This is a genomic window from Rhodoplanes roseus, assembly GCF_003258865.1.
Taxonomy (GTDB): domain Bacteria; phylum Pseudomonadota; class Alphaproteobacteria; order Rhizobiales; family Xanthobacteraceae; genus Rhodoplanes; species Rhodoplanes roseus.
In genome coordinates, this window is sequence record NZ_NPEX01000081.1 from 1 (window position 1) to 23,423 (window position 23,423).

The 23,423-nt window shown below is 70.7% G+C and carries 24 protein-coding genes; 6 read left to right on the top strand and 18 right to left on the bottom strand.

From position 1 onward, the window contains the following. The first annotated feature begins 53 nt into the window (after window positions 1-53). The gene (locus CH341_RS13595) at window positions 54-2,651 is read left to right on the top strand and encodes a fused MFS/spermidine synthase (protein ID WP_111419561.1); all 2,598 of its coding nucleotides are present in this window, start codon (window positions 54-56) and stop codon (window positions 2,649-2,651) included. Here the strand turns inward: CH341_RS13595 and CH341_RS13600 are convergent. The 12 genes from CH341_RS13600 to CH341_RS13655 form a co-directional block, all read right to left on the bottom strand. After that, window positions 2,548-3,045 carry a copper resistance CopC family protein gene (locus tag CH341_RS13600; protein WP_170149618.1) on the bottom strand — a complete coding sequence of 166 codons (498 nt, stop codon included), beginning with the start codon at window positions 3,043-3,045 and terminating at the stop codon, window positions 2,548-2,550. The genes CH341_RS13595 and CH341_RS13600 overlap by 104 nt on opposite strands. 43 nt (window positions 3,046-3,088) lie before the next feature. Beyond that, complete coding sequence (locus CH341_RS13605; RefSeq protein ID WP_111419563.1) at window positions 3,089-3,709, bottom strand: TIGR02466 family protein; 621 nt, start codon at window positions 3,707-3,709, stop codon at window positions 3,089-3,091. A gap of 139 nt (window positions 3,710-3,848) precedes the next feature. Next, complete coding sequence (locus tag CH341_RS13610) at window positions 3,849-4,604, bottom strand: general secretion pathway protein GspN (RefSeq protein ID WP_111419564.1); 756 nt, start codon at window positions 4,602-4,604, stop codon at window positions 3,849-3,851. Next, window positions 4,601-5,158, bottom strand: a complete 558-nt coding sequence (gene gspM, locus CH341_RS13615) for a type II secretion system protein GspM (protein ID WP_111419565.1) — start codon at window positions 5,156-5,158, stop codon at window positions 4,601-4,603. Before gspM ends, CH341_RS13610 begins: the two co-directional genes overlap by 4 nt. A 2-nt stretch (window positions 5,159-5,160) precedes the next feature. After that, on the bottom strand, window positions 5,161-6,222 hold the full coding sequence (locus CH341_RS13620) for a PilN domain-containing protein (RefSeq protein WP_111419566.1): 1,062 nt from the start codon (window positions 6,220-6,222) through the stop codon (window positions 5,161-5,163). Continuing rightward, a complete protein-coding gene (locus CH341_RS13625; protein WP_111419567.1) occupies window positions 6,219-7,130 on the bottom strand; it encodes a type II secretion system minor pseudopilin in 912 nt (303 codons plus the stop codon). The genes CH341_RS13620 and CH341_RS13625 overlap by 4 nt, the downstream gene beginning before the upstream one ends. Further along, complete coding sequence (locus CH341_RS13630; protein WP_170149619.1) at window positions 7,127-7,849, bottom strand: PulJ/GspJ family protein; 723 nt, start codon at window positions 7,847-7,849, stop codon at window positions 7,127-7,129. Before CH341_RS13630 ends, CH341_RS13625 begins: the two co-directional genes overlap by 4 nt. Then, on the bottom strand, window positions 7,846-8,250 hold the full coding sequence (locus CH341_RS13635; protein ID WP_111419569.1) for a prepilin-type N-terminal cleavage/methylation domain-containing protein: 405 nt from the start codon (window positions 8,248-8,250) through the stop codon (window positions 7,846-7,848). The genes CH341_RS13630 and CH341_RS13635 overlap by 4 nt, the downstream gene beginning before the upstream one ends. Continuing rightward, window positions 8,228-8,698, bottom strand: coding sequence for a prepilin-type N-terminal cleavage/methylation domain-containing protein (locus CH341_RS13640; RefSeq protein ID WP_245431039.1), 471 nt, complete (start codon window positions 8,696-8,698; stop codon window positions 8,228-8,230). Before CH341_RS13640 ends, CH341_RS13635 begins: the two co-directional genes overlap by 23 nt. A gap of 4 nt (window positions 8,699-8,702) precedes the next feature. Beyond that, complete coding sequence (gene gspG / locus CH341_RS13645; protein ID WP_111419571.1) at window positions 8,703-9,167, bottom strand: type II secretion system major pseudopilin GspG; 465 nt, start codon at window positions 9,165-9,167, stop codon at window positions 8,703-8,705. 22 nt (window positions 9,168-9,189) lie between these two features. Next, window positions 9,190-10,404, bottom strand: a complete 1,215-nt coding sequence (locus CH341_RS13650; RefSeq protein ID WP_111419572.1) for a type II secretion system F family protein — start codon at window positions 10,402-10,404, stop codon at window positions 9,190-9,192. 6 nt (window positions 10,405-10,410) lie between these two features. Beyond that, a complete protein-coding gene (locus CH341_RS13655; RefSeq protein WP_111419573.1) occupies window positions 10,411-12,102 on the bottom strand; it encodes a GspE/PulE family protein in 1,692 nt (563 codons plus the stop codon). Between the two features lie 354 nt (window positions 12,103-12,456). Here CH341_RS13655 and gspD point away from each other — a divergent pair, with 354 nt between their 5' ends. The 3 genes from gspD to CH341_RS13670 are packed head-to-tail and all read left to right on the top strand — an operon-like array spanning window position 12,457 to window position 15,844. Next, window positions 12,457-14,694 (top strand): type II secretion system secretin GspD, encoded by a 2,238-nt coding sequence (gspD, locus tag CH341_RS13660; protein WP_111419574.1) that lies wholly within the window; start codon window positions 12,457-12,459, stop codon window positions 14,692-14,694. A gap of 10 nt (window positions 14,695-14,704) precedes the next feature. Next, window positions 14,705-15,301 carry a prepilin peptidase gene (locus CH341_RS13665; RefSeq protein ID WP_245431040.1) on the top strand — a complete coding sequence of 199 codons (597 nt, stop codon included), beginning with the start codon at window positions 14,705-14,707 and terminating at the stop codon, window positions 15,299-15,301. Window positions 15,302-15,316: 15 nt separating this feature from the next. Next, window positions 15,317-15,844 carry a tetratricopeptide repeat protein gene (locus CH341_RS13670; protein ID WP_425376180.1) on the top strand — a complete coding sequence of 176 codons (528 nt, stop codon included), beginning with the start codon at window positions 15,317-15,319 and terminating at the stop codon, window positions 15,842-15,844. Window positions 15,845-15,863: 19 nt separating this feature from the next. On the opposite strand, the gene CH341_RS13675 is transcribed toward CH341_RS13670, so the two are convergent. After that, on the bottom strand, window positions 15,864-17,939 hold the full coding sequence (locus CH341_RS13675) for a TonB-dependent receptor (protein ID WP_111419576.1): 2,076 nt from the start codon (window positions 17,937-17,939) through the stop codon (window positions 15,864-15,866). Window positions 17,940-18,164: 225 nt separating this feature from the next. Then, window positions 18,165-18,905, bottom strand: a complete 741-nt coding sequence (cobA, locus tag CH341_RS13680) for a uroporphyrinogen-III C-methyltransferase (RefSeq protein WP_111419577.1) — start codon at window positions 18,903-18,905, stop codon at window positions 18,165-18,167. Between the two features lie 46 nt (window positions 18,906-18,951). Here cobA and CH341_RS13685 point away from each other — a divergent pair, with 46 nt between their 5' ends. After that, on the top strand, window positions 18,952-20,043 hold the full coding sequence (locus tag CH341_RS13685; protein ID WP_111419578.1) for a cobalt-precorrin-5B (C(1))-methyltransferase: 1,092 nt from the start codon (window positions 18,952-18,954) through the stop codon (window positions 20,041-20,043). 3 nt (window positions 20,044-20,046) lie between these two features. Further along, window positions 20,047-20,823: a cobalt-precorrin-6A reductase gene (locus CH341_RS13690; protein WP_111419579.1), complete on the top strand. Its 777-nt coding sequence runs from the start codon at window positions 20,047-20,049 to the stop codon at window positions 20,821-20,823. Here CH341_RS13690 and cobJ read toward each other — a convergent pair. From cobJ to CH341_RS13710, 4 genes are all read right to left on the bottom strand, one after another. Continuing rightward, window positions 20,784-21,551, bottom strand: coding sequence for a precorrin-3B C(17)-methyltransferase (cobJ, locus tag CH341_RS13695; RefSeq protein WP_111419580.1), 768 nt, complete (start codon window positions 21,549-21,551; stop codon window positions 20,784-20,786). The genes CH341_RS13690 and cobJ overlap by 40 nt on opposite strands. Beyond that, window positions 21,548-22,273, bottom strand: coding sequence for a precorrin-2 C(20)-methyltransferase (locus CH341_RS13700; protein ID WP_111419581.1), 726 nt, complete (start codon window positions 22,271-22,273; stop codon window positions 21,548-21,550). Before CH341_RS13700 ends, cobJ begins: the two co-directional genes overlap by 4 nt. Window positions 22,274-22,280: 7 nt before the next feature. After that, complete coding sequence (locus tag CH341_RS13705; protein WP_111419582.1) at window positions 22,281-22,907, bottom strand: precorrin-8X methylmutase; 627 nt, start codon at window positions 22,905-22,907, stop codon at window positions 22,281-22,283. Continuing rightward, window positions 22,904-23,423: cobaltochelatase subunit CobN (locus CH341_RS13710; RefSeq protein ID WP_210208285.1), on the bottom strand; the 520-nt coding region annotated here is incomplete at its 5' end. The genes CH341_RS13705 and CH341_RS13710, both read right to left, overlap by 4 nt.

Genomic DNA, 23,423 nt, shown 5'->3' on the forward strand with positions numbered 1-23,423 from the left:
CGGGGGCCTCAGGGCCCCCGGTTCGCGTTTTCGACGCTTGGTCCGATCCGATCATGTCCGACATCACCGCTGCTCCGTCCGTTCCGTCGGGCACTGCCCTCGGGCGCATCCCGGGCATCATGGCGATGGCCTGCCTGTCGGGCTTCGCCGGGCTCGGCTACGAGGTCGTGTGGACCCGGATGCTGGCGGTGGCGCTCGGGCACGAGATCGTCGCGGTGCTCGGCGTCGTCTCTGGGCTGTTCGCCGGCCTCGCGCTCGGCAGCCTGATGCCGGGCCGCCGCATCGCCGCCAGTCGGCGCCCGGCCTCGTGGTATGCGGGGCTCGAGCTCGCGATCGGGGCTTGGGCGCTCGCCCTGGTTCCGCTGGCGCCGCTCGCCGGCGACCTCGTGGTCTCGCTGGTACCCATCGATGCGACGCCGCTGCGGCAATGGCTGGTCGCCTTCGCGCTTCCCTTCGTGCTGCTGCTGCCGGCCACGCTGGCGATGGGCGCCACGCTGCCGGCTCTCGAAGCCGTCCTGGCGCCGCGGTTGCACGCCGGACGGGCGGTCGGCCGCGTCTATGCCGCCAACACCTTCGGCGCCGTCGCCGGGACGCTCGCCACGACCTTCCTGATCGTTCCGCTCCTCGGCCTCTCGGCGACGTTGATTCTGTGCGCGACCCTCAATTTCGTCTGTGCGCTCGGCATGCTCGCCTGTGCGGGGGAACCGGCCACGCCGGTGGCGAGCCGGCAGGAGCGGCCCGCCCGCCTGCTCGTTCCGCTGTTCGTCACCGGGCTTCTGGGGATCGGCTACGAGGTGCTGGCGATCCGGGTGGTCAGTCAGATCCTCGAGAACACCGTCTACACTTTCGCGCTCCTGCTCGCGGCCTATCTGCTCGGCACGGCGACCGGTGCCGCGCTGCACGGCCGGCTCGCCCGGGGCCGCGGCGACGATGTCTTGACCAGCCGTCTCGTCGCTGCGACGGGGGTGCTGTGCATCGGCGGCGCGGCCGTGCTGGCGGCCTCCGATCTCGTGCTCGCCGGCCTGCGAGATGTGTTGCCGCCTACCATGGGCGGACGGCTCGCGGCCGAGCTCGGTGTCGCGGCTCTCGCCTTCGTGCCGCCGACCGTGGCGATGGGGGCGCTGTTCACCCAGCTCGCCCAGACAGTCAGCGACCGGGAGGGCAGCGTCGGGACGGCGCTCGCCGTCAACACGTTCGGCGCAGCGCTGGCGCCCATCGTGTTCGGTCCGGTGCTGATCCCGATGGTGGGCGCGAAGCTCGCCTTCGTGCTGCTCGGTGCGGCCTATGTGCTGGCGCTGCCGAATCTGCGCCGACCCGCGATCGTCGCCAGCGTGCTGATTCTCACGGCGGGCGTCACCCTGGCGTTATCGCCGCTGTCACTGCGCTTCGTGCGCGTTCCGCCGGGCGGGGCGCTGCTCTGGCACAGCGACGGCGTCATGGCGGCCGTGAGCGTCGTGCGCAACAGCGCCGGCGACACGCATCTCCAGGTCAACAATCATTTCCGCATGGGCGGCAGCGCGTCGGTACGCTCCGACCAGCGCCAGGCGGATATTCCGCTACTGCTCCATCCGGATCCGAAGCGCGCGCTGTTCCTCGGCCTGGGTACGGGTGCGACCCTGTCGGCGGCGGGTGACCATCCCGGACTCGTCACCGACGGCGTCGAGCTCGTACCGGAGGTGGTCGAGTCGTTTCCGCAGTTCGCGCGCTCGGCGCCGAATCTCGGACGCAACTCGAATCTTCACATCCATGTCGCCGATGCGCGGCGCTTCGTGCGGACGCCCGGCGAGCGCTACGACGTGATCGTCGCCGATCTCTATCATCCTTCCGTCGACGGTTCGGGGTCGCTCTATGCGCGCGAGCATTTCGCCGCCATCCGCGAGCGCCTGGCCGAGGGTGGCGTGTTCTGCCAGTGGCTGCCGCTCCATCAGCTCGACATCGGAACGCTGCGCGTCATCGTGCGCACCTTCCTGGACGTCTTTCCGCACGCGACCGCGTCGCTGGCTCAGTTCAGCGTGGAGACGCCGCTCGTCGCCCTGATCGGAACCGAGACGCCGCGGACCTATACGCCCGACTGGTTTGTCCGCCGGGTAGGGGACCGGACGCTCGGGGCGCGACTGGAGACCGTGGATCTCGGCGACGCGTTCGGCCTGTTCGGTCTGCATCTCGGCGGGCCGGAAGCGCTGCGGGCCTTCGCGGGCGACGGCGTGCTCAACACCGACGATCATCCGTTCGTCGCGGCGGAGGCGCCGCGCGTCGCCTATGCCATGGCCGACCGGCCGGGCGACCGTCTTCTCGCGCTGCTCGGCGCATTGCGTCCGCGTCCAGAGGATCTCCTCGGCGATTCAGATGAGGGGGCACGCCGCCGGCTCGCCGCCTACTGGCGTGCGCGCGACCGTTATCTGGAGATCGGCGTGCGGACGCTCGCCGCAGCCGGTCCGCGCAATCTGATCGCCGCGATTGCGCCGCAGCTCGTCGAGATCGTGCGGACCAGCCCGGATTTCGAGCCCGCCTATCGTCCGGTGCTCGCGATGGCGCGCCAGCTCGCGGTCAGCGACCGGGCCGCGGCGCGCCGGCTCCTAGAAGCGCTCGATAGGGCGAACCCGGCGCGGCCCGAGGCGCGGGGGATGCTGGCATCGCTGCCGCCGCGCTAGAAGCGGCCGCACCGGCCGCGGCGTCGGTGCTGGCGAGCGTGAACGGGATTGACCCGCCGTCGGGGTGGTAGTGCCGACGCACATAGCCGTTCCACTCGATCGAGTAGTTGCCGGGAGGCAGCGGCTTGGTGGCGCGGAACTCGGCCTTGCGGACCTCTGTCGGGACACGCACCCAGTCGATCGGCCACTCGGTGTGGTCCTCGGAGACGAGCCGGACGTCCTTCAGGTCGATCTCGATCGAGAACTGCAGCGCCATCGGTTCCTGCAACTCGCGCAGCACGTCGTTCGCGTTCGGAAACGACTGGTCGAAGCTGCACTGTGCCCGCGCATCGGGGGCCGCGAATGCGACAAGTCCGATGAACGGCAGTGCCGCGAGAAAGGCACGGGTGCGCATGGGTGTCTCCGTCGGTCGGGTCCGGGGATGTCGGCGATCGGGCCTACGAGAACCGGATCGCATAGCCGAAATTGTCGAGCCGATCGGGGATCGCGTTGAACGCGATGGAGATGCGCTGCTCGCCGTGGTTGGTCGGGACCTCGTGCAGCAGATAGCTCGGAAACATCACGAGGTCGCCGGGCGTGGTGTCCGGCATCGCCCACTTGCCGCCGTTGAACTGGTTGATGCGTGCGTTCGGGTGATGGTTGCTGAAGATGAAGCTGTTTCCGCCCAGGCTCCGATGAAACACGATGTTCGCCGAAGCATGCGGGCGGGTGAGATAGAACACGCCCGAGATGAAGCTGTTCGCGTGGGTGTGAATGGCCTGGCGTCCGCCCGGCTCCAGCACGTTCACCCAGATCTCCTTGATCTGCCACTGCAGCGTCTCGCCGAACAGGATCTCGCCGAACTCCACCACCTTGGGCAGCGCCAGCTGTCCCAGGGTCGCGAACACGTCGCTCGTCTCGACGCCGGCGACCGGCGTGTGCGACAGCCGGTCCGAATAGGCGTTGGCGATCTTCTGCGAGGTCTGGATTTCGGCCGTGACGGTCGCGATCAACTCGCTGCTCAGAAGCTTCTCCACCCGCATCACGGGGGTCGGGAAGAGGCCGATGACCTGGCTCACGGTTCTGTCCGCTCGACTCGAGGAGAGGGAAAGGTCGGATGCCCGTCCGCCTCTGGAGTCGGGCCGGGCAGGCGTCCCGCAATGTGGCCGCGCCGGATGACCGCCGCATGACTGCGGCCGCCGAGGTGCGGCCGAGGGTTCAGTGATCCGGATAGGGCTCGAGCTTCGGCATAGGCGGCCGCCCCATCCGGGCCGCGGGCCCGCCGGGCGCAACGTTGGACCGTGGCGCTGGGGCAGGGCCCGCCGTCGGGGGCCCGCCGACCGTGGAGACGATCGGCGGGGTCCTTGCGGTCGGCGGCTGTTGCGGTCCCGGGGTGGCGACCGTGCCCGTCGCGCCGGTCTGGCTGGTCTCGCGCGTCGGGAGAGGCAGAACGGCGGTGCTGCGGTCCTTCTGCAGCATGACGTCGCGGGCGCTCACCGAACGAAGCACCCAGCCCTCGTGCGCGTCGCCGGTCTTGAGCCGGACCACGCCATTGCTCGCCTGGTCGAGGAAGATGCCGTAGCCGTCGCGAAGATTGGCGACGATGCCGATCAGCACCAGTGGCGGCCGCGGCGGGACGCTCGGCTTCGGCGGCGGAGCGGTTGGCGCCGCCGGGACGGCGGCGACCGCCGGAGCGGGGGGACGTCGTGACGGAGTGAAGACGGGCCGCTCGCGCGTGACGATCAGCTCCTTCAGCGGGATCGCCCACAGCGGATTGCCGCTTCGGGCCGCCTCCGGGGCCGCCGCCGGCCCGGACGGGCCCGCCGCACGGGCCGCCGGTGGGGTGATGTCGACGGTCCCGGACGGGTGCTCGGCCTCGGGATCGAGCGGGGACGGGGCGGCGAGCGGCGCTACGCCCCACGCCAGCAGAGCGATGCACAGGCCACCGACGATCCGCCTGAAAAGGGCTCTCATGGTTCACCCTGCCACTGGCCGTACACGGTGAGCAGCACGCGCATGCGCCCGTCGCGGGCGTCCACCGACGCCGTCGGCGCTTGCGCCACGAGCTGATCGACGAACAGGAACGGCATGCCGGCCTCGAGGTCGTAGAGAAGCTCCTGAAACGCGGGCTGCGCGATCTCGAGGCTCGCGGTGACGCCGAGGAAGCCGGCGCCGAGCGGAGTGCCCTGCAGCTCCACCCGCGACGACATGATGTGGCCGCCGAACCGCGTGACGGCGCCCGAGACGCGCTGCATCAGCGTCGCCCCGGCGACCGTCACGGTCGGCCCCTCGAGGAACGGCGACCCGACCGGTGCGCTCGCCGGCGTGCCCGCGGGGTCTGTCGACCCCGGTCGGTGCCCCTGCAGCCGGTCGAGAATTCCGGTCGCGGCCGCGACGGCGGCGCGCCGCTCCATCAGCTCCGCGATCGTGTCGGCCGCGACCCCGACCAGGATCGACATCACGGCGACATAGCCGACGATCGCGAGAAGCGGGCGCCACGCGGCAGCGGCGCGGCTGGTCGACTCCATGCTCACGGCATCACCTCGAACGGGATCCTGATCCGCGCCTCGATGTGAAAGCGCTCGCCCGGATCCTCGGCGGCGCGTGTGGTCGGCGCGAAGAAGGTCGCGCGCGTGAACTGCGCGGATTGCTCCATCAGCCTGATGAGCGTCGGCGCCTCGCGCGAGATGCCGATGACCTGCAGCTTGTCGCCGTCGATATGCATCTCGGTCACATAGGTGTGGTCGGGCAGGACGCGCGACAGCGCCTCCAGCACCAGCACGGTGGCTGCTGTCTCGTGCTTGCGCCGCTCCAGCATCCGCACGGCGGAGGTCTCCGTGTCGCCCCGGCTGCGTCCGGCGACGAGGGCGAGGCGCCGTTCGGTGATCCGCCGGTTCAGGTCGGCGAGCTCCGTATCGAGAGCGGAGCCGAGGATCTGCGAGGCGAGAACGGCGAGAACCGCGGTGGCCGACGCGACGGCGAGCCCGCCGAGCAGCAGGCGGCGCACCCGCGCGACACTGGTCGTGCCGGACAGCGTGAAGGTGTGCACTCGGACCGGTTCGGCTTCCTCGGCACCCATGCTTGTCGAGACGGCAATCGAACGCGCGCCCAACTTTTTCAACGCGTCGAGATACGGCGTGATCCGCGCCCGCGCTGTGGCGACCACGGTCACGGCGATGCGGTCCTCGGCGAGGGCGACCGGCGCCGTCCAGCCGAACGCCGCCTCCTGGGGGGTCCACGGCGTCAGCCGATCGATCTGGGCCCGCACGATCCCGTCCAGGAACTCGGCCGCCCGTCGCGGCAGCTCGAGAGGGCGGAGCAGAAACTGGTCCGGCCGGAGAATCAGGTCGATCTCCCGGCCGCGCAGCCGTTCGGCCAGACCGTCCGGCAGCGTCGCGTCGCCGTCCAATCGGAACGGCGCCGGATCGATGTCCGATCCTGCATCGGGCAGGTCGAGCGAGAACACGCCGCTCTCGCCCTCCGACAATCGCACGGCGCGCCGCCGGCGCAGCCGTCCGGCGGCGGCGACCAGGGCATCCGCCACCATGTCGATCCAGGCCGAGAATCCGTCGACGACCCGTTGCAGCCTCATCGCGGCGCCTCCCGTCGCGGACCGGCGGCCGGCGTCGGAATGTCGAGGTCCTCGCGCCACGAGAGGACGCGATAGGGCTCGTCGCCGAAGTCACGCACCAGGACGACGGCTTCGGCGGCCTGCGTCCGCCCGTTGTCGAAATCGACCCGCACCGTCACCCGCACGGCGTCGCTGCCCTCGAACGTCGTGCCCGGCCGTGCGACCTCGCGGTCCGGGGTTGCGCCGCGAGCGAGCGGAGCCTCGGCCGGCGCGCCCGGAAGCGCCGCGAGCACGACAGGGCCGGCGTCGCGCGCATGAATCTCGGGCCTTCCGTTGAACACCGTCACGTAGGGCAGCGCCCGCTCGACCAGCCCGGGCGGCAGCTCGGCGACCAGCCAGAGCTCGTCGGCATGCACGAACGCGCCACCGCGCGGGCCGTAGTCCAGCCCGGCCTGCCGGTACAAGCCCGCCTCGCCGTCGATCGCCGACACCGTGGAGGAGGGCGATCGCCAGGCGACGACGCGGTCGGCGTAACGGTCGGCATCCGCGGCCTGCGCGCCGAGTGTGGTGAAGAGGCCCGCCAGCAGCTCCCGCGAGGCGGCGTTGAGATCGATGCGCGCTGCCTCGTTCAGGAACGTCGCGAGGACACGGGCGCGCCCCATCCGGAAGGCGATCTCGCCGCGGGTGGGGCGCGCCTGCTTCGGAGACGCGGCGATCCGATAGGCCGCGAGCTCGACACCGGCCGTAACGAGGCCGCGCGCGAGCACCGCGTCGTCCCGTGCAGATGCGGCGAGCGCCGTGGTCGAGACGTGGACGGCGTAAATCGAAACGAGCGTCGCCAAGGCCGCCAGGATCCACAGCACCGCGACCAGGATGAAGCCGCGCTCGCCTTTGCGCCGGGTCGGTGCGGAGAGGCAGGCCGGGCTCATCGGCTCGGCTCCGTCGGTGCTGCGGGAGCCTCGCCCGACGTGCCGTCCAGACGTTCGCGGTCGCAGCCGCGGCGCGTCTTCTCGATGACGCATTCGGCCGGCAGCTGCGCATGGACCACGGTCGCGGTCGAGGCGCCGAGCGTGCGTCCCGTCGCCGTGTCGCGAACCACGAGACGGATCGCGCGCGGCAGCTCCTCGGCATCGATCCACTCGCCCCGCCAGCCACCGTCGCGATCCGCGAACGAGAACGACGCGCGATAGGGCGCGCTCAGAAGCACGACCGGATCGGAGAACCCGAGAGGGCCGGCCTGCGCGTCGCGGGGCACGAACGGGGCCGTGCTGCGCGCCAGCGCCAAGCCACGGCGGTAGCTCGACTCGGCGAGCCGCACGGTCTCCAGGCCGGGCCGGGCATTCGGACCGATGGCGGTGCGCACGAAGGTCACGCCGAGCTCCGATCCTTCGAACAGCGGCTTCTTGGTCTCTCGGTTCGCCGGCACGAACTCGGCCGCCGCCAAGTCGGCGACGATGCGGTCGATCGCCAGCGCCACCAGCTCGCTGCGCTGGACTTGGCCTAGTCCGCGATTCCAGTTCGGCAGCCATTGCGACGTGACGGTCGCCAGCGCCGTGAGCACGAGCCCCATCAGGGCGAGGGCGACGAGCGCCTCGACCAGCGTGAAGCCGGCCACGGCGGATCGGCGCGTGAGGAGGGTGGGCCTCACTCGGGCTCCCTCCGCACCAGCCGAACCGTCTCCAGCTCCAGCGTCGCGCCGGAGGGAGCGCGGACCCGGATCACGACGTCCCGCGCCACCCAGGGCGAGCCCACCGGGATGCCCTCGACCGGAAGCGGCCGCACGTCCATGCGCCAGCGGTGACCGGCGATCTCGCCTTCGGTGCGCCCGGGGGCGAGCTGCGCACGCGGCGGAATTCCGGCCTCCACGGCCCGTGCGGTCTGGACCAGGGAGACGCGCTGGTCGAGCGACCGCGAGGCGCGCGCGCTCGATGCCGCGACCGTGCCGATCGCGCCGAGCGAGGCCGCGACGACGGCGAGCGCGACCAGGACCTCGACGATGGTGAAGCCGGCGCGGGCGCGCCGCCGTTCACGAGCTCTGACGCGCGACAATCTCGACCCCTCCGGTGAGCCAGTTGACCCGCACCTCGAAGCCGACGCCGTTGCGGGTCAGCACCACGGCGCCGCCGCACGACATGCCGGACGGGAAGAACCGGATGGTCGACAGCGCCGGCCGTTGATTGCAGCGCTGCGGCAGCGTCGCCTGGAAACGGACGTCGTCGGGAACGCGCACGGCGCGGCCCGTGACGCCCGACCGGATCCAGCGCGACCCGGCGTTCACTTCCGTCGAGACCGCGACCCGCCGCCGGATGGCGGCGGTGCGGTCCGCCTTCAGCAGCGAGGCGGCCTCGACCGCATAGGCTTCGAGGCGCGGCCGCGACGTGCCGAGCGGCAGCCGCGGCAGTGCGAGAGCGGCAAGCGCGGCGACGATCGCCATTACACAGACGACCTCCAGCAGGGTGTAGCCCGCCTCTGGTCCGGTCGTCTGCGGGCGTGTCACGGCGTCACCGTGTCCAGCTCGTGATGTCGGCCGCCGTGCCGCTGCCGCCTTCCTGGCCATCCGATCCGAGCGAGACGATGTCGTAGGGTCCGTGCTCGCTCGGCGAGCGGTAGACATAGGGCTTGCCCCACGGGTCGGCCGGGACGGCGCCGCCCTTGAGGTAGGGGCCGTTCCAGTTGCCGGCGCCGGCGGAGCGCTGCACCAGCGCCGCGAGTCCTTCCGAGCCCATCGGATAGCGGCCGGTGTCGAGATAGAAGAGGTCGAGCGCACTGGCGAAACCCTGGATCTGGATCTTGGCCGTCTTCACCTTCGAGTCGCCGAGGTAATTGAGGACGCGCGGTCCGACCAGCGCGACGATGAGCCCGATGATCGTGATCACGACCAGCAGCTCCACCAGCGTATAGCCCGCCTGGCTGCGCCGGCGCGCGCGGCGGCGCCGTCGTGCCCCCCTCAGAATCTCCGTACCCATGAAATTCCTCTGTGCCTTGTCTTCATCCGATGCTTTGGCTGACCGACAGGAGCGCGGTCATGACCGAGACGATCAGGCCACCCACCACGATGCTGATCGTCACGATGGCGAGCGGCCCGACGATTCCGACGACACGCTCCAGGGCGCGCTGCAGCTTGGCCTCGTAGAAGTCGGCGATGCGGCCCGACAGCATGGCGAGCTGGCCCGTCTCCTCGCCGAGCCGCAGCATGCGGATCGCCATCGGGGGCAGGGCGGCGTTGGCGGCCAGGGCCTCCGAGAGGCGGCCGCCGTGCCGCACCCGGTCGGCCGCGGCGCCCCACACGGCGGCGCCGTCGCCGGCCGCCATCACGTCGACGATGATGCGCAGCGCCGCCGTCAGCGTCACGCCGTTGCCGAGCAGGATGCCGAGATTGCGGCAGAACACGGCGGTGCGCTGGAACATCAGGATCGTCCGCGACAGCGGCAGGCGCGCCAACCGGCCGATGACGGCGGCACGGGCGCCGGGTCGCCGCAGCAGCAGCCATGTCCCGATCGGCAGTACGATGGCCGCGGCGGCGAATTCGGTGGTGTGGGCCTGCGCCAGATCCGACAGGTCGAGCAGCACCTCGACGGCGGGGTCGAGCTTGGCGCCCATGTCGCGCAGAATCGTGGAGAACTGCGGCAGCACGAACAGGAGGAAGAAGACGAGGACGCCGCCCGCGGCGACCAGCACGAAGGCCGGGTATTGCAGCGCCTCGACGACCTTGCGTCGCAGCTCCTCGGCCCGAGCCCGTTCGGTGGCCAGGACCTCCAGCGTCCGATCGAGCGAGCCCGACGCCTCGCCGACCCGGACGAGTGCGACGAAGACCGGAGGAAACAGCGCCGGATGCGACGCGATCGCATCGGCGAAGCTCTCGCCGGACATCACGTCGCCTCTGATCCTGGCGACGACGGATCGCAGCCGGCCGAGGTCGGCATCGCCGGCGAGCAGCTCCAGCCCGTCGTCGAGACGCGCGCCGGCGCGCAGCAGCAGGGCGAGATCGCGCGTGAAGACCGTCACGTCGGCGGGCCGCGGGCGGCTGCCGAACGAGAGGTCGATGCCGGTCTGCGCCGAGTTGTCGCGCCCGGCCGAGGTCTCGATCGGCACCAGGCCGAGGAACTCGATGCGCTCCGTCACCTCGGCCGCGCTCGGCGCCGAGATGGTGCCGGTCACGAGCTCGCCCGTTTGGGTCAGGGCCTGGTAGCGGAAATTCGGCATGGGCCGTCAGCGCACCGTCGTGACACGAAGGACCTCGGCCGGCGAGGTCATGCCGGAGCGGCATTTCGCGATGCCGTCGTCCAGCATGGTGGTCATCCCGGCCGCGACGGCGGCCTTGTCGAGCGCGGTCGAGCCGGCCTGCCGGTCGATCAGCTCGCGGATCTGGTCGGACAGCGTCAGGATCTCGAACACCCCGATCCGGCCGCGATAACCGGCACCGCCGCAGCGCTCGCAGCCGCAGGGCTCGTACACGGTCTCGCCTGCGGCGAAGCCGAGCGCGGCGTAGCGCGGATCGGTGTCGATGTCGGCGGTGGTCAGCGGCCGCGCGGTCTTGCAGCGGTCGCAGAGCTGGCGCACCAGCCGCTGGGCGATCACGGCGCGCAACGTCGATTTCAGGAGAAAGCCCTCGACACCGAGATCGAGCAGCCGCGGCACCGCGGCGGCCGCCGTGTCGGTGTGCAGCGTGGTCAGCACGAGGTGGCCCGTGAGGGCGGCGTGCACGGCGATGTGTGCCGTCTCCGGGTCGCGCACCTCGCCGACCATGATCACGTCCGGATCCTGGCGCACGAAGGCGCGCAGCGCGGCCGCGAAGGTGAGGCCGATCGCCGGCTTCACCTGCGACTGGTAGATGCCGCGGATCTCGTACTCCACCGGATCCTCGATGGTGAGAATCTTGCGGGTCGGCTCGTTGAGGATCGACAGGATGGTCGCGAGCGTCGTCGTCTTGCCGCTGCCGGTCGGCCCGGTCACCACGATCATGCCGTGCGGCAGCGCGAGAAGGCGCACGAGCGTGGCGCGGTCGGTGGCGCCGAGGCCGAGCTTGTCGATCGACAGGAGCCCGCGGTCTTTCGGCAGCAGGCGGATCACGGCGGATTCGCCGTGCTGCGTCGGCATGATCGCGACACGCGCATCGATCTCGTCGCGACCGAGCCGCAGCCGGGCGGCGCCGTCCTGAGGCAGCCGGCGCTCGGCAATGTCGAGCCCGGCGAGAATCTTGATGCGCGAGATCAAGGCCTGGGGCAGGACGCCGGCCGGGGCCGGCACTGTACGGAGCAGCCCGTCGACGCGCATGCGGATCTCGAGCCCGCTGCGGAAGGGGCCGACATGGATGTCGCTCGCACGCAACTCGACGGCCTTCTCCAGGAGATCGTTGACGGCCCGCACCACCGGGGCACCACTGGCGAGATCGCGCAGGCTGTCGATGTCGTCGGCGGCGCGCGCCGAGGCGAGCACGGCGGTTTCGCCAGTCTCCGCAGGCGACGCATCGTCGTCGTCGAACCGCTCGGTCAGCGCCGTCGCGATGTCCTCGAAGGAGGCGACGGTCAGGGTCACGGGCCCGTCGAGAACGATCTCGGCCGCGCGCAGTCCGGCCGTGTCGGTCGGATCGCCGACCGCGAGGGAGGCGCTGCCGTCGGCGGCCCGATAGGGAAAGACGGTCATCTCACGCAGGAAGCGCGGCGAGAAGCGCTTCGCGAGCGGTGTCGCTGCCATCAGGTGCTGGAGCGAGACCCGTGGAAGACCATAGAAGCGTGCGACCGCGTCGGCGAAATCGCCGGCCGCGAGGTCGGTCGACTCCCAGAGCTTCCGAAGCGCGTTCGGCCCCGGGGCGACGACCGGCGTGGCGGAGCCCGCAGGCACGCTCTTCCGTTCGCCCTCGCTCAGATACGTCGCGAACTCGGCGACGCTTTCCGGTCTCATCGTCGCCTCCCTTTTGCTGTTCACGCGCCCGTCGGCCCGCGCGTCCTCGTCCTGTCGGAAGGTTGCGCACGGCGGACCGTGGAGACGCGCGTCGAGAGAGGCATCGCTCGCCTCGCGACGCGGCGGACGGCATATTCGTCTCGGCCCATGAAGTTTTTGCGTCAGTACGATGACGCTGCGATCATGCGCGCCGCCTCTCGCTGGCGTGGAACCGCACAGGCGGGCGCACGCGCCGAGCGCATCTAATAAATCTGTCATACGGCGTCGATAACAGTAGTGCCCCGAGCACAGTCGCGGGCGGTGGAGGGCTTCGTCCCGCTGCCGACATAAGAAGCCGAGACATCAGGTGGGCGTGTGTGGAAAGAACGGCCAGGCGGCGGGTCGCATCCGGGGGGAATCGGCGTCGCGTGCACGCTCCTGGTCGTCGCGGTCCTGAGCGCCTGCAACGCGTTGCCGGACGACACCCGTCCGCCGGGCGTTCTCGATCACGTCAGGGCGCTCGATCTGCTGCCGCGCCAAGCCGCGCCGGGCGGTGCTCCGGCGAGTGGTCCGGACGATCGCCGGGCGGTCGAGTATCACGCGACCACGGCGGCGCCTCCCGTCGCGACCCGCAGCGCCGACACGACCGCGTCGACGAGCGGCGGCAGCGAAGGCTACGAGCTGAATTTCGAGAACACGCCCCTCACCACGGTCGCCAAGGTGGTGCTCGGCGACATCATGGGCGTCGGCTACACCATCGATCCTCGGGTGCAGGGGACCGTGAGCCTCGCCTCCGGGCGTCCAGTGGCGAAATCGGACCTGCTCTACGTTCTCGAGAGCGCGTTGCGGACCAGCAACATCGCGCTGATCCGTGACGTCGCGGGCTATCGCCTCGTGCCGATCTCGGAGGCGATCGGCGGCGGCAACACGGATTCGGACGTCGCCCGCGCCGAGCCCGGCTATGGGCTTTCGGTGGTGCCGCTGCGCTACGTGTCGGCGCAGACGCTGATGCCGCTGATCGACAGCTTCGCCACCCGCACGGGCGCCGTGCGGGCCGATCCGGGCCGCAACATCCTGCTGATCCAGGGCAGTGGAACCGAGCGCCGCGCCGCCATCGACACGGTGCTGAAGTTCGATGCCGACTGGATGCGCGGTCAGTCGGTCGGCGTCTATCCACTGCGCAACAGCTCGCCCGAGCCGATGATCTCCGAGCTGGAGAAGGTCATGGATGCGGGCGACGGCGGGCTGAGCCAGAATATCGTCAAGTTCCAGGCGATCGCCCGCATGAACGCCGTCATGGTGGTGGCGCGAAAGCCCGATCTGTTGCGCAACGCCGCGACCTGGATCTCGCGGCTCGACCGCGCCGACACGTCCGCCGGCGTGCGCGTCTATCGTCTGCGCTACGGCGAGGCGAAGCAGACCGCGAAGGTGCTCAACGAGATCTTCGTCGGCGGCTCCTCCGGCGGGCTCGACCAGACCGCCAGCCAGATCGCGCCGGGCTCGGGCGTGTCGGTCACGACGAGCGGCGGCGGCGTCGATCCGAGCGCGTCGTCCCAGACTCGCACCGTTCAGCAGAAGCTCGGCCTGTCGATGCCGACGACCGCACAGGCGAGCCTGTCGGGCGGGAAGGCGGGCAACACGGGGGCGGAGCCGGCGCCGGTCGGCGGGTCGTCGGCCGGACCCAGTGGCGCGTTGCTGCCCGGCGTCAGGATCACGGCCGACTCGGTCAACAACTCGCTGCTGATCTATGCGAGCCAGGAGCAGTACCGCATCATCGAGCGGACGCTGTCTCAGCTCGACCAGCCGCAGCTCCAGGTCGCGATCGAGGCGACGGTCGCCGAGGTGACGCTCAACGACAATCTCAGCTACGGCGTCCAGTTCTATCTGTCGGCCAACAAGGTCTCGCTCCTGAACACGATCTCCAGCTCGGCGGACATCAGCCAGATCACACCGGGCTTCAACCTGGTGGTCGGCTCCGGCAACAACCGCATGATTCTCGACGCGCTCCACAAGGTGACCGACGTCAAGGTCCTGTCGAATCCGTCCCTGGTGGTGGTCGACAACCAGGTCGCGACCTTGCAGGTCGGCGACGAGGTGCCGATCTCGACCGGCAGCGCCACGGTGCTGTCGAGCAGCAACACCGTCGTCAACACCTACGAGTACAAGAACACCGGCATCATCCTGCGTGTGGTGCCGCGGGTGAATGCCAACGGCAACGTCCGCCTCGAGATCGAGCAGGAGATCAGCAACGTCGCGGACACGACGAGCTCCAGCTCGAGTACCAGCTCCAGCTCGAACCCCACGGTGTCGCAACGGAAGATCAAGAGCACCATTGCGGTCGCGAGCGGCCAGACCGTCCTGCTCGCCGGGTTGATCAGCGAGAAGCACAACGGAACGCGGAGCGGCCTTCCCGTTCTCGATCAGGTCCCGGTGCTCGGCGAGGCCTTCTCTCACCGTGACAGGGCGATCAAGCGGACCGAGCTGATCGTGTTCATCCGGCCGCAGATCATCCGCGACGGTCACGACGCGAGCATCGTGGCCGAGGAACTGCGGTCGAAGATGCGCGGCAGCATCGGGGTCGCCCCTGGCGGCCCGGTGCCGCGCTTCAACTGACGCCAGCACGATGCGAAGCCGACCGCCCGAAACGATCGCGACCGCCAACCGGTCTTGCACGGTCACCACTCTGCTCGGAGTGGCGCTCGCCTCCATCGGTGCGGCGGTGAGCCTCGCGATCGCACCGGACCTCGGCGGCATGGCGGCCGCCGGTCTCGCGCTCGTCGTGACGGCGATCGCCGCTGTCGACGCCCGCCGCTTCGTCATACCGGACGAGCTGAACGCGCTCGGGATCGTGCTGGGCCTCGCCCATGCGGGCGTCACGGATCCGTGGCCGCTGGAGGCGGTCCCGTATGCGGTGTTGCGCGGAGCGGGCTTGGCGGTCGCCTTCCTGGCGTTGCGGGCAGGCTATCGCCGGCTGCGCGGGCGTGACGGCCTCGGGCTCGGCGACGTGAAGCTCGCCGCCGTGGCCGGTGTCTGGCTCGACTGGTTCGTCGTCCCGATCGCGATCGACATCGCGGCGGTCGCAGCGCTCGCGGCGTACGGGGTCCGGCAGCTCGCGTCGGGGCGTCGGATGCGGTCCAGCGGGATGCTGCCGTTCGGGCTGTTCTTCGCGCCGGCGATCTGGGTCGGCTGGGTGATCGAGCGCTGGCTCGGATCGTTCTGATCAGCGGAGGGATCGATGAGACGCGTGACCAGACATCGACGTGCCGCGACGATCGTCGCCGCCGGACTTGTCGCGATGGTCGGGTTCGGGCCGGCCGTCCCGGCGAGGGCCGGGGGGACCGAGGCCTTCGCACTCTATGCGCGGGGCGACTATGCTGCGGCAGTCCCGCGGCTCGTCCGCCTCGCTCAGGCCGGCAATGCCCGTGCCCAGGGCCTGCTCGGGTTTCTCTACGAGTACGGCCGCGGCGTGCCGCAGGACTTCGTGTTCGCCGCCATGTGGTACACCTGTGCAGCCGAGCAGGGCGATGCGACGGCGCAGTATCTGCTCGGCCTCCTTTACGACAAGGGGCGCGGCGTTCGGGTGGATGTGGTGCTGTCGCAGAAGTGGCTGATCCTCGCGGCGGCGGGGGCCGCACCGCGTGATCGCGAGGCCTATATTCGGATTCGCGACGCCGTCGCCACCAAGATGAGCATTGCGCAGATCGCGCTCGCCCAGGCCCTCGCGAGTCAGTGGGTGCCGGCGCCGCGTCTGCCGGTGCGATAGGCGCCGGCGCTTCTGCGCATCACCAGTTCGCCGCAACCGACAGGCGGACCGCGAGCGGCTCCACGGCGTGGACGTGGCGGTCGTAGATCGCGGCGGTCTCTCCGGCGAGCCGGGACTCGTAATAGTATTCGATCTGATTGGTCTTGGCGTTGAACAGATTGTAGGCGTCGAGCTGGACCTTGATGCCGTTGTCGAAACGATAGCCGAGGCGCGCATTGACCAGGAACGAGGCGAGCGAGCGCACGCTGTCATCCTCGATCAGCGGCCGCGGCCCGAAGTAACGCGCCTTCAGCGCACCGAACCATCCCGTCTCGTAGCCGAGATTGATCGCCGCCGAGGCGACCCAGGCGGGCGCGCCCGGGATGAAGTTTCCGGCCGGATCGGCGTCGGTGAAGCGCGCATGCGTGTAGGCGAGGTCGAGGTCGAGCGTCAGCCAGCGATTGACCCGGTAGTCGTTGGTCCATTCGACGCCGACGCGGCGGCTCGGCCGGCTCGCCTCGGTGGTGCCGGCGTCGCCGACGAACAGGAGCTCGGAATCCTGATCGAGCACGAACAGCGCCACCGAGCTGGTGAGCCCGTCGATCGACTTGTTGCGCACGCCAATCTCGGCGCCTTTGGTGCGCACCAGCAGCGGCACGCGGTCGACCGGTGTCGTCTTGTCGATCGGATCGACCGTGATGGTGGCGCCGCGGATGTCGTTGCTGTGGAAGCCGTAGCCGCCGTTGAGGAAAAACTCGGTCTTGAACAAGGGGCCGAGGACGAGGCCGGCCTTCGGGCTGGTGATGGCGTCTGAGGCGTCACCCGAATTCGCCGGCGTGTCGCTGTCGACCGAGCCCGAGAACCAGTCGCGGCGGAGGCCGACCGTGGTGCGCAGCCACTCGGTCCACTGCACGGAGTGATCCGCCCACAGGCCGATGCTGCCTTCCTTCACGGCGTCGGCCCGGGTGGTCGAGAGGTAGCGTCGCTCCACCGTATTGAACAGGCCGACCTGGATGTCGTCGTAGCGGGTCTGCAGGCCGATGCGCGTGACGGTCGGTGCATCGCCGGTGTTGTACTTGAAGGCGTGGCTGGCGTTGACGCCCAGCACGGTGCGCTTGTCGGTCTGGCTGAACTGGTCGCCGTTCACCGGGTCGTCGAGAAAATAGGTGAAGTTGTTGAACAGCGTCAGGTTCGAATGGATGGCGAAGGCGTCGACCCGCGTGGTCCCGAGCGCGTTGGTCTGCGCCCACCGGCTCGAAATGCTGTAGCGGCTCGCCTCGCCGCCGTCGGTCGGATCGAGCGAGCCGTAGCGGCCGATGAGGCCTTGGTCGATCGCCCGCTGCGCCACCTGGTCGGTGGAGGTCCAGCGGTTGCGGTAGGCCATGCCGGTGAGCGAGAATCCGTCCTCGGCCGTGCCCTCGACGTAGCGGACGACGCCGTTGAGCTTGCGGACCCGGTCCGGCACGTCCCACGGCCCGTCGTAGACGATGCCCTCGCCGGCAGCGATCAGGGTGCCGCCCTGGTCGGTCTTGGTCGACAGGACCGAGACGCCGCGCGCATAGCCGAAGCTGCCGACCGTGCCTTCGGCCATGTTCTTGGGCACGTTGCGAAGATAGTCGATGTGCACGGCGCCGGCCGAGGAGAAGTCGCCTTCCTCGGCGTAGTAGGGGCCCTTGCGCACGTTCAGCGACTGGACGAGCTCGGGGAGCATGAAGTTGATGTCGGCGTAGCCCTGGCCGTGCCCGTGGGTGCGCATGTTCACCGGCATGCCGTCGACCCAGATGGCGAGGTCGGTGCCGTGATCGAGATTGTAGCCGCGCAGGAAGTACTGGTTGGCCTTGCCTTCGCCGCTGTGCTGGGTGACGACGAGGCCCGGCACGACCTCGAGCATCTCGCCGACGCGCGCGGCCGGAATGTCGCGCATCTCCTCGCCCGAGATCGTCACCTCGCTGGCCGCGGCGGCCGGCGCCGAGGCGCGGCCTTCCGACTTGTCCGTCACCTCGATCGCCGGCAGGTCGACATACTGGGCCGCTGCCCCGTCGCTCCACAACGCCCCGATCACCACCGGCACGACGGCGGACACGCCGACCACACGACCAATCCGACCCACTTGCATGCTCGTTCTCGCGCGCGAGCGCGTCCTTCCCGACCCGTATCGATCGCGAAAGCCGGTCTGTCACGCCTAGGCGATACGCGCTGGGCTCGCGAGCCGGCCTCCACGTCCGGGACCACGTGCTGCTGTCCCCGGGCCGGACCATGATGGTTCGGCGTGACACGATTGTGAAGAATTCGTCGATTGTTCCCACGGCCGGGACGGCGGTCCGCGTCCGCGGGCGACAGTTCAGGCCCGGAGTGCGCCCGCCAGAGCCGCGCCGTACAGGATCATGCAGGCGCCGGATGGCGGATCCGTGCGCAGGCGCGCCGCCACCTCGGTGATCGTTCCGGTGATGGTCCGCGGGGCGGTGCCGAGGCTCTCGACCACGGCGGCGGGTGTCTCGGGCGACAGGCCTCGCGCCAAGAGCTTGTCGGCGAGCGTCGGGAAGGTCGCCTTGCCCATGAACACGCAGGTGGTGGCAGCCGGGTCGGCGAGCGCGGCGAGGTCGAGGTCGTCGGGCAAGCCGCCCGTCAGCTCGTGGGCCGTGACGAACTGCACGCGCCGCGCGACCAGTCGCTTGGTCAGCGCCGTGCCGAGATGCGCTGCGGCGGCCGTCGCCGTGGTGATGCCCGGCACGATCTCGATCGGCAGGCCGGCGTCCCGCGCCGCCGTGATCTCCTCGTCGGCGCGGGAGAAGATGGCGGGATCGCCGGATTTCAGCCGCACCACGCGCTTGCCGAGCCGAGCATAGGCGACCATCAGCCGGCTCACCTCGGCCTGCTTCGGAGCATGCTGGCCCGAGCGCTTGCCGACCGAGATCAGCTCGGCATCCTCGCGCACATGAGCGAGGACGCCGCCGCTGGCGAGGTCGTCGTAGAGCACCACGTCGGCGGCGCGGAGACGGTCGACGGCGCGCAGCGTCAGCAGGTCGGGATCGCCGGGCCCGGCCCCGACCAGGGCGATATGGCCTGCGGGGCAGTCAGTCATGGCGTGCGTCCTGACAGGGCGGGGCGGCCCGCCTATAGTCCCGCGCATGACCGAGAACACCCCGCTGCGGCGCGGCTGGACCACCGGCACCTGCGCGGCCGCGGCGACGCGGGCCGCCTTTCAGGCGCTGGTCACGGGCGCGTTTCCGGATCCGGTCGAGGTCGCCCTCCCGGGTGGCCAGCGGCCGGCTTTCGCGTTGGCGCTCGCCGAGCGTGGCGACGGCGTCGCGCAGGCCGGCGTGGTGAAGGATGCGGGCGACGATCCCGACGTGACGCACGGTGCCCTGGTCGTGGCGACCGTGCGACCGGGCGCGGTCGGCACCGGCATCATGTTCCGGGCCGGGGAGGGGGTCGGCACCGTCACGCGGCCCGGCCTGCCGCTCGCGGTCGGCGAGCCGGCCATCAACCCGGTGCCGCGCGAGATGATTCGCGCCGCGATCGCCGAGGTCTGCGCCGCGACGGCGGCGGCCGGCGACGTGATCGTCGAGATCTCGGTGCCGAACGGCGAGGCTTTGGCGCGAAAGACGCTCAACCCGCGGCTCGGCATTCTGGGCGGCCTTTCGATCCTCGGCACCACCGGCATCGTCGTGCCGTTCTCCTGCGCGGCGTGGATCCACAGCATTCACCGCGGCATCGACGTGGCCCGCGCCGCCGGCCTCGACCACATCGCCGGCGCCACCGGCTCCACGTCCGAGGCCGCCGTCGCTGCGCTCGACGGCCTGCCCGAACTCGCGCTGATCGACATGGGCGACTTCGTCGGCGGGATGCTGAAATACGTGCGGGCCCATCCGGTGCTGCGGGTCACGATCGCGGGCGGCTTCGCCAAGATGACCAAGCTGTCGCAGGGACTCCTGGACCTTCATTCGCGCGCCGGCGAGGTCGATCTCGCCCATCTGGCGCGGCTCGCCGCCGAGGCGGGCGCGCCGGCTGCCCTGGTCGCCGACATCCCGGCTGCCAACAGCGCACTCGATGTGCTGCAGCGGGCACAGGGACACGGTATCGACATCGCTGCCGTTGTGGCGGCGCGGGCCGTCGCGACCGCCGCGGCGGTCTTGCGAGGCACGACGGTCGGCGTCGACGTCGCGGTGTTCGACCGCGCCGGCGGGCTGCTCGCCCGCACGCCGGTGGTGAGGAGCTAGAGCGTGGCGGCGTGGCAGAAAGTTCTCGTCCTGGGCGGCACCAGCGAGGCGCGGCGTCTCGCCGACGCCTTGGCGGGTGAGCCCGACATCGAGGCCGTGCTGTCCTATGCCGGGCGCACCGAAAGCCCGGCCGCCGTGCCGATCCGGTGGCGGGTCGGCGGCTTCGGCGGCATCGCGGGACTGGTCGACTATCTCCGCGCCGAGAAGATCGATCGCGTCGTCGACGCCACCCACCCGTTCGCCGCGCAGATGAGCGCGCATGCGGTCGCGGCTTGCGACGCTGAACGGATCCCGCTGCTCGCCTTGGAGCGCCAGCCCTGGCGCCCCGGCGAAGGCGACCGCTGGACCGAGGTCGATACGCTGGAGGACGCCGCCGACGCGCTCGGCGCGTCGCCGCGACGCGTCTTTCTCGGGATCGGCCGCCTGCATCTCGCCGCCTTCGCGCGGCGCCCCCAACACGATTATCTGGTGCGCCTGGTCGATGCTCCGCGCGAAAGTCTGCCGTTGCCGCGCGTCGCGGTCGTGGTCGCCCGCGGCCCCTTCGACGTCGCCGGCGACCGCGCGATCTTGGAACGACACGGCAGCGAGGTCGTGGTCTCGAAGAACGCCGGCGGCACCGCCGCCGTCGCCAAGATCGAGGCGGCCCGCGCGCTCGGTCTGCCGGTCGTGATGGTGCGCCGCCCTCGCATCCCGGACCGTCCGGCCGTCGAAACGATCGCGGCCGTGATGGCGTGGCTCGCTCACCGCGACGTCTCCGCCGGCGCCGACCGCGGCGTGTAGACGAAGGCCGGCCGGTCGCGGCGTGCGATCAGCCGGGTCTGCGACGAGCCGACGATGACCAGCGTGCGCATGTCGGCCCGCTCGGGCACGGCGCGGCCGAGCGGCATCGCGTCGATGCGCTCGTTGGTCTCGCTCACCGCCGTCGCGAAGATCACGGGTGTCTCCGCCGCACGCAGCGGCCGAAGAATGTCGAACGCCTGGCCGAGCTGCCGCGGCCGCGCCTTCGACACCGGATTGTACAGCGCGATCACGAAATCCGCCTCGGCGGCGAGGCGCAGGCGCTTCTCCACCAGCGTCCAGGGTTTCAGATTGTCCGAGAGGTTGATGGCGCAGAAGTCGTGGCCGAGCGGCGCGCCGGCCCGCGCCGCCGCCGCCGTCATGGCGGTGACACCGGGCAGCACCTGCACGTCGAGCTCGCGCCACGCGGCGTCGCCGGCCTCGATCGCCTCGAACACGGCGGCCGCCATGGCGAAGACGCCGGGATCGCCCGACGAGACCACGACGACGTGCCGGCCCGCGGTCGCGAGCTGCAGCGCGTGGCGGGCGCGGTCGATCTCCTCGCGATTGTCCGAGCCGTGCTTGTCGAGCCCGGTCCGGTCCGGCACGCGGGCGACATAGGGGCCGTAGCCGACGATGTCGGTCGCGGCCGAAAGCGCCTCGGACACCTCCGGCGTGACCAGGCGCGCCGCACCGGGGCCGAGCCCGGCGATGACGATCGATCCGCTCATGGCCGGCGGCCCTCGCCGGGCACCAGCACCATGGAGAAATACGGCGCGTCGTCGTCCGGCTTGTCGGCGAGCCGCACGACCCGCTCGCCCGGCATGGTGCCGCGCTCGACATAGAAGGCCCGGCCGACGAGCCCGGCGGCCGCGAGGGCGCGCCTCACCTTCGGCATGTTCTTGCCGACCTTCATGATCACGAGGGCGTCGGCCCGGCCCATGCGGTCGGCGAGCGTCGCCTCGTCCAGGGTCGCGGGCAGCACGGTCAGCACGTCGTCGCCCCAGGTGATCGGCGTGCCGGTGGCGGTCCAGCAGCCCGCCATGCCCGGAATGCCGGGCACCACGACGACCGGCACGCGGCCGGTGAGACGCGTATGCAGATGCATGAACGAGCCGTAGAGGAACGGATCGCCTTCGCACAGCACGATCACGTCGCGGCCCTGCTGCACATGCGTGAGCAGGCGCGCGACGCAGCCGTCGTAGAACCCGCGCAGGGCGTCGTTGTAGGCCGGATCGCAGAAGGCGATCTCGGTGGTGACAGGATAATCCATGCCGATCTCGACGACATCGGCGCGCAGCAGGCCGGCCGCGATGGCCCGCGCATTGCTCGATCGGCCGGCCTTGTGGAAATAGGCGACGACGCCGGCGCCGCGGATCAGACGGTCGGCCTTGACGCTGATCAGCTCGGGATCGCCCGGCCCGAGGCCGACGCCGTAGACGGTGGCGGTCATGGGCGGCTCATTCCCGGTCGCTCGCGAGGGCGTTGACGGCCCCCGCCGTCATGGCGCTGCCGCCCTTGCGGCCACGCACGATCATGCAAGGAACGCGGCCGTCGGCGAGCAGCGCCTCCTTGGATTCCGCCGCGCCGACGAAGCCGACCGGCATGCCGATCACGGCGGCGGGCTTGGGCGCGCCCTGGTCCAGCATCTCGAGCAGTCGGAACAGCGCGGTCGGTGCGTTGCCGATCGCCACCACGGATCCGGCGAGCTTGTCGCGCCACAGCTCCATCGCGGCGGCCGTGCGGGTGGTGCCGAGCTTCTCGGCCAGCGCCGGCACGGAGGGATCCGACAGGGTGCAGATCACGGCGTTGTCCATCGGCAGGCGGGCCCGGGTGATGCCGTGCGCCACCATCTGGGCGTCGCACAGGATCGGGGCGCCGGCGCGCAGCGCCGTCCGGGCGGCCGCGGCGGCGCCGGGGGTGAACACGAGGTCGGCCGCGACCTCCACCATGCCGCTCGCATGGATCACCCGCACCGCGACCTTCTCCTCCTCGGGCGCGAAGCGGGCGAGGTCGGCCTCGGCCCGGATGATGGCGAAGGACCGGCGATAGATGGCTGCGCCGTCCTTCTCGTAGGTGATGGTCATGCACTCGATTCCGTGGACGCGATGGCGTCGATGACGCTGTTGCGCCGGGTGGTCCAGTAGCCGGCGTCAACGAGTTGCCGGAACCGGCGGCGCATCGCTTCGGCGGCGCGCGGATTGGCCGTGTCGAGGAAGTCCCGCACCGCCTCGTCGCCGAGCGTCGCCTCGTAATAGAGGTCGAAGTGACGGGTCGGAACCGTCCCGGATAAATGGGCGAACAATGCCATCTGGTCGAGCGTCCAGGCGATCTCGGCGGCCCCGCGAAATCCGTGCCGCATCTGCCCGGCGATCCACTGCGGATTGGCGGCGCGTCCGCGCACCACCCGGGCGATCTCTTCGGGCAGCGTCCGCATGCGCGGGTCGTGGGCGCGCGCGGAGTCGGCGTGATAGAGGGCCGGCGCGGCGCCGAGCTTTTTGGCCGCCGCCGCGAAGCCGGCTTCGTGCGCGGCGTAGTCGGGCGCCATCAGAAGATCGGTCTCGGGCAGATCCTGGGTGTGGACGAAGGCGGCCGCGGCCGCC